The organism is Streptomyces sp. NRRL WC-3549 (genome assembly GCF_000721935.1).
GTDB lineage: Bacteria > Actinomycetota > Actinomycetes > Streptomycetales > Streptomycetaceae > Streptomyces.
Genome location: NZ_KL585449.1, coordinates 1 through 6368 on the forward strand (window position 1 = coordinate 1; position 6368 = coordinate 6368).

A 6368-nucleotide genomic window follows, 5' to 3' on the forward strand; every position below is an offset into this window, starting at 1 on the left:
CGCCTCGGTCGCCCGGTCACTCGGTCCACGCCGCGCCTGCTCGCGCAGGGCCAGCAGTTCGGCCACCCGGCCACGCGTGGCCGATCCGGGTACTACGGCAGGGTGCTCGTACGAAACGGTCATCACACCGGCTCTCTGTGAGGAGAGGCGACGGTCGGCAGGATCCGGACCAGCCGGCCCGGGGTGCCCTGACGCCGTTGCCATTCGCGGGGGTACCCCAGAGAGACCTCTTGGTGCGGTACGCCGTCGCAGTGGATCACTCTGGGGATGTGCAGGTGCCCGTACACCACCGACCTGGCACGGAACCGCGTGTGCCAGTCGGCGGTCGCCGTGGTTCCGCACCACAGCGCGAACTCCTGCCGCCAGAGCACCCGCGTCGGTTCGCGCACGAGCGGCCAGTGGTTGACCAGGACGGTGGGCAGGTCCTCCGGGAGCGCCGAAAGACGTGCCTCGGTGATCCGCACACGGGCCCGGCACCACGCTTCTCGGCTCGGGTAGGGGTCCGGATGCAGCAGGAACTCGTCGCTGCAGACCACCCCGGCCTCCTCGGCCACCTGGAGCGCCGCCGTCTTGGAGTACGTCCCAGGAGGACGGAACGAGTAGTCGTACAGGAGGAAGAGCGGTGCTACGGCGACGGGGCCGTCCTCGCCTTCCCACACCGGGTACGGGTCCTCGGGAGTGGCCACTCCGAGCTTGCGGCAGATGTCCACGAGGTGCAGGTAGCGCTGCTGGCCGCGCAGTTGCACGGGGTCGTCGGGGGCGGTCCAGAGTTCGTGGTTGCCCGGCGCCCAGATGACCTTGGCGAACCGGTTGCGCAGGGTGCGCAGCGCCCACTCGATGTCCGAGACGATCTCACCGACGTCACCGGCGACGATCAGCCAGTCCTCGTCGTTCTCCGGTCTGATCCCGTCGACGATCTTCCTGTTCTCGTCGTAGCGGACGTGGACGTCGCTGATCGCGACGATGCTCGCCCGCCCCGGGTCAGCCATCTGTGACCGCCTGGCCGTCACGCGCGCGCTCGGCGATCTCCGCGACCTTCGAGAGAGTGGGCCGTCCGAGGATCACCGGCAGGGCCGCCATGAACTCCCGCTCCCGCCGGGCGCCCACGATCTCGTCGCTGACCGAGGCGAGCATGGCGAGCAGGGTCGCGGAGTCGCCCCCGAGCCCGTGGAAGTCCGTGTCGCCACCGAGCCGGTTGACGTCCACCGCGAGGACGCGCGCCCAGATCTTGGCAACGTCCTCCTCGACCTCACTGCGCGACTTCGCCTCCGCGGCCGCGGCATCGGCCTGCGGCCCGGTGAACGGCACCGGCAGGGCGGCGACGTCGACCTTCTCGTTGACCGTGCGGGGCAGTTCAGGGACCACCGTCGTCGTGGTGGGCACCATGTAGCGGGGCAGAAGGCCGGCGGCGTGGGCCGTGAGCCGCTCCACGGGGACCTCTTCGCGCAGGACCACGTAGGCGCACAGCACCTTGTCGGTGGTGCCGGGCCTGACCAGCCCGGTGACGAAGGCCGTGGCCACCGCCGGGTGTTCCTCCAGGGCCTTGGCGACCTCGGCGGGCTCGATGCGGTAGCCGAGCACCTTGACCTGCTCGTCGTTGCGGCCCACGGACTCCAGTTCACCGGAATCCAGCATTCTGGCCAGGTCACCGCTGCGGTAGACGCGGGTGCCGTCGGCGAGGGCCGTGAACCGTTCGCGGACGAGATCGGGCCGGCCCCGGTAGCCGCGGGCCAGCTGGTCGCCGGCGAGGTACATCTCACCGACCTCGCCCGGGGCCACGTGACGGCCGTCCCCGCCGATCAGGTGGATCCGGGTGTTGTCCGTCGGGACTCCGATGGGCACCGACGGCAGGTCCGCGTCGTGCTCCGGATCGAAGCGTCGCGTCATACAGCCGATGGTCGTCTCGGTGGGGCCGTACTCGTTGAAGATGCCGCACTGCGGCCCGAAGAGCTGCTGGGCCCGGTCGGCGACGGCACCACGGAGGAGTTCCCCGCCGGCGATCACCGCGCGGAATCCGGCCGGGGCCAGGCCCAGTCTGCCGATGAGGTCCAGATGCGTGGGGGTGAGCTTGAGGGCGTTGGCCCCGGAGTTCTCCAGCATGTCGCGCAGCACCACGTGGTTGGGCTCGTCGGGCACCAGCGCGATCGATCCGCCTGCCAGCACGGGCAGGAAGATCGCGGTGTTGGAGAGGTCGAAGGCGAGGGAGGTGAACAGCGGGAACCGGGTGGTGGAATCCACCCCGTAGACGCGGGTGGCCCAGCTGATGAAGGTGGCGAGCTGACGGTGCTCGATCTCCACACCCTTGGGGCGCCCGGTCGAACCCGAGGTGTAGATGACGTACGCGAGGTCCTCCGGGCGCACCTCGACGCCCTCGGGGCGGCGGTCCGAGGGCTCCAGCGTCTCGAGCACCACCACGTCGCAGCCTGAGTCAGGGGTGAAGCGGCGCTCGGCGTGGGTGTGCTCGACGAGGCATACGGTGGCCCCGGCATCCGCCACCAGGTCGGCGAGCCGGTGATCGGGTTGCTGCGGATCGAGCGGCAGGTAGGCCGCACCCGCTTTCAGCACCCCCCAGATGGCGGCCATCGCCGCGACCGTACGGCCGGCCAGCAGGCCCACGACATCGTCGCGTCCGATGCCCCGGTCCAGCAGCGCGACGGCGACGGCGTCCGCCCGCCGGTCCAGGTCACCGAAGGTCACGTCACCCTCGGGGCCGGTCAGTACGACCGCACCGGGTGTACGGGAGACCTGGCGGTGGAACTGCTCGACGGCGGTCCCCGGGCGGGCGAGCGCACGCCGGGTCCCGTTGCCGTCCCACTCCCGGTACGCCCGCGGGGACAGGGCCTCCTCGATGCGGTCGAGCAGTGCCTCCGCACGGTCCGGGGTCTGCGGACCGTCGTACCAGCCGATGGTGATCTCGGTGCGGTCGCCGAACTCGACCGCGTTGATCTCCGGTGGCCCCAGGGGACCGGAATTGGGCAGGGAGTAGACGGTGGTGGCGTGGAACGAACCCGTACTGAAGACGGCGGGGGCGACCCTGCCCATGTGGGAGAGCGTCGCCAGGCTGCTGTAGCAGCCCTGCTGTGCCGAGTAGGCGTCCAGCCCCATGATCTGCTGGTGCAGTTCCGTCAGGTCCTGGCCGGGCAGTGAGGGGTCGACGCGGGCCGCCAGATCCTGACCGGTGGACAGGACTGCCAGCAGTCGCTCGTGGGCCTGCTCCCAGCCGGCGTTGCCCTGCACCTCGTACAGCGGATTGTTCGTGAGGTTGCCGGTCGAGCGGACTCCGGGCAGGTACCTGCGCAGGTCGACCGGGACGAGGAACCTGCCGGTGCGCAGGCCGCACGCCTGGGTGACGGTTCGGGCGATCTTGGCGACGAGCGCGGGGTGCGTGCCGTCGACGGTGCGTCTGCGCCAGAAGAAGTCGTGCTGGCCCTGCGGGCGGGAACCGAGTGCGGACGGCCAGTCGAGGTCAGGGGTGATGTCCCGTTCCTCCGGGGCGCCGGCCTGCTCGATCAGTTCGTTCTCGGTTATGCGTGAGGGGGCTCCCACGGGTTCCTCGCCGCGCAGTACCCGGAAGATGTCCTCCGCCCAGGTGCGCACGCCCTGGCCGTCCATGACCCCGTGGAAGGCTCGCACGATCAGGGTGTCCGACTCCTCGCCCGTGAGGAGCAGGAGCTCGCAGGTGGGCCCTCCGTCGTTGCCCATCAGGGGGCTGTGCAGTTCGGCGGCGTCGGCGAAGGTGTGCCGGTCGACCCGCTCACCGGGCAGAACCCGTACGGCCGGTGCCACGCCACTGTCTACCCAGGTCATGCCCTGCCGGGTGAGCCGCGCCCCGGGGCAGGCCCGGGACGCGGTCGCGACGGCGCCGATCAGCTCGGCGTGGCCGATGTGACCGTCCCCTTCGATGACGATCTGGATGACGCCCGGGACCGACTCGGGGTACACCAGGAACCATGTCTCGGTGGGCGACACAGGCCGGCTGTAGACGTTGTCGTCCTCACCCGCGGACATGGGGATACCTCTTTCGTTTCGGGTCGGTCGGGGGTGCGTCACGTCCGGTCAGCGAACCGTTTCGGCAGCGCCGAGTACCTGGCCGTCCGCACTGCGCATGACGCGGGACTTGCGGAAGTCGAGGTGGACGAAGACCCGTTGCAGCCAGCGGTCCCGGCCGTCGTAGCGGGGCTCGAAGGAGTTACGGCCGTGCAGGGCCAGCCGGTTGTCGACGAAGGCGAGGTCACCGGGGCCGAGGATCAGCGTGTGGGCGACCCGTTCGATGACGCCCTCCAGCTCGGTCATGGCCTGCGCGGCTTCGTCGTCGGACGGGATCGTGCTGCTGAAGTCCACCTTGAGATCGGGGTCCTCGAAACTGCCGGCGAGGATTCCGTGGGGCTCCTCCAGGCCGTCGGCGATCTCGAAGGAAGCCGGCGCCATGGTCACGAAGCGCGGCTGGTGGAGAATTTCCCTGGTCCGGGCGGAAAGCAGCGGAACCGCGTTGCGCACGGAGGCGACGCGCAGGCCGGCGACGTTCTCGTGGTCGTTCCGCAGGCACATCAGGCCCACCAGGTCGGGCTTGTGCTCGTGAAAAGCGTTCTCGGTGTGCATGTTGAGCTTGATGGATCCTGCATTCCCCTGGAATTGCTCCATTCCGGGAACGGGGACCACGTCCTGCACGAGCGCGCCGGTCTTCTCCTTGTCGAACGCGATCACTTCACCCATGGCCATGGCGATGAGCATCAGGGCGGACGCCGGCGTAGTGGTCCCGCGCTGGACGGAGCCCCGTACCGACGGCGTGTCGGGCACGTTCTCCACGTCGACCGGCAGGTTTCGCACCAGGAGCATGGCCTCGCGGCCGGAGTTCCACGTGAACCGGCGCAACGTCCGGCGCAGCCTCGTGGGCAGCCCGCAGGAGAGCTCCCGGGCGGCGGAAGTCCAGCGGGGGTCGTCGTTCAGGCGTGGACCGAAGTCACGCAGTTGCTCGGCCAGAAGGGTCAGTTCACCCTTCTCCTGGCCGTCGAGCGATATCTGGGCATCGTCGCCGATTTTCGGCTTGACTTCGGCAGGCATAATTCAACCATTCGTGGGCAGAGCTGATGCGAAGGAACGGGCTCGCCAAGTCGACTCCGGTCCGCAGACTATGGATTCGGCCGAATTGACGGCAACCCCTATCTATCGTCCGCCTACCCCTGTACGGGGGTGGTGCGGATTCGGTGTGTTTGTGTTCAGCACCCTTGCTCCGTCAGCCATTCGCGTATCCGGTGCGCCAGGGGCCCCGCGTGTTCGCCGAGCATGGTGAAGTGGTTCCCCTCGGTGTCGGTGACCGAGTGAGGCAGGGGCCAGACGGCATGCCAGTCGCCTTCGCCCGCCCACGCGCGCAGGGGCTCACCGGCCCGTACCAGAAGTGTGGGTACGTCGACGGGCTGCGCCCGGCACGCGTACAGGAAGGGAAGGTATGCGGCCCACGCTGTGGCGCGGAAGTCGTCCATGGGCGTGTATGCGTCGTCACGTTCGACCATGCCGTCGAGCAGCTCGGGCATCCAGGCGGCCATCACCTCGCTGTCGGCGGGATAGCTGTCCAGCAGGATCACGGCGGCCGGTGGCCGGCCTTGCCGGTCCAGTTCGTGGGAGAGCGCGTTGGCGAGCAGCGCGCCCCCGGAGTGGCCGGTGACGACGAACGGTCTGTCGCCCACCGTGCGCAGGACCGCGTCGGCGTGTGTACGCATCAGGACGTCGAAGTCCTCAGGGAGCTTCTCGCCCTCGGCGAAGCCGGGGTGCGGGAGCGCGTACACGTCGCGTTCCCCGCGGAAGCCCGCCGCGAGGCGCGCGTATTCGTGGGGTCCGGAGAGCATCGACATCGTGCAGAGGCAGATGAGCGGGAGGCCGTCTCCCTTCGCCAGGCGGACCACGGGGGCCGGCTGGGCGGGTGGCGCCTCGCTGTCGTAGACGTCCCGGAACGCCGCGAGCTGCATCAGCACCTTGGCGTATTCCACTGCCTGACCGGTGGACCGGGTGTGCTGGAGGAGGGAGCCCAGGATGCCGCCTCTCGGCCCCCCGGGGAGCGGCGTGACTTCGTTGCCGCTGCCGTCGCCGTCGCCGTCCAGCATGGCGGAGAGGTGACGGGCCAGGCGGGTGGGTGTGGGGTGGTCGAAGAGCAGGGTGGCCGACAACTCCTCGGTCCCGAGCACCCTTTGGAGACTGTTGCGGAGCTCCAGGGCGGTCAGGGAGTCGAAGCCCTGCTCCAGGAAGTCCCGTGCCGTGTCCATCTCCTCCGCCGACGGGAGCCCCAGTGCGGCAGCGGCCCACGTGGTGACGACTTCCAGGAGCAGTGTGTGCCGGTCGGCCGGGGTGGCGCCGGCCCTGTCTCTTATACACAT

General features: G+C 69.6%; 4 protein-coding genes. All 4 read right to left on the bottom strand.

The genetic code is table 11. From position 1 onward, the window contains the following. Positions 1–122 precede the first annotated feature (122 nt). Entirely contained in the window at positions 123–989 is an 867-nt protein-coding gene (locus tag IH13_RS0135115; protein ID WP_031091073.1) for a metallophosphoesterase family protein, read from the bottom strand. Further along, positions 982–4008, bottom strand: coding sequence for an amino acid adenylation domain-containing protein (locus IH13_RS0135120; RefSeq protein WP_031091075.1), 3027 nt, complete (start codon positions 4006–4008; stop codon positions 982–984). Before IH13_RS0135120 ends, IH13_RS0135115 begins: the two co-directional genes overlap by 8 nt. Positions 4009–4056: 48 nt before the next feature. Next, a complete protein-coding gene (locus IH13_RS0135125; protein WP_051836027.1) occupies positions 4057–5061 on the bottom strand; it encodes a TauD/TfdA family dioxygenase in 1005 nt (334 codons plus the stop codon). A gap of 155 nt (positions 5062–5216) precedes the next feature. Continuing rightward, a partial coding sequence (locus IH13_RS0135130) for an alpha/beta fold hydrolase (RefSeq protein ID WP_031091080.1) occupies positions 5217–6368 on the bottom strand: 1152 nt, incomplete at its 5' end.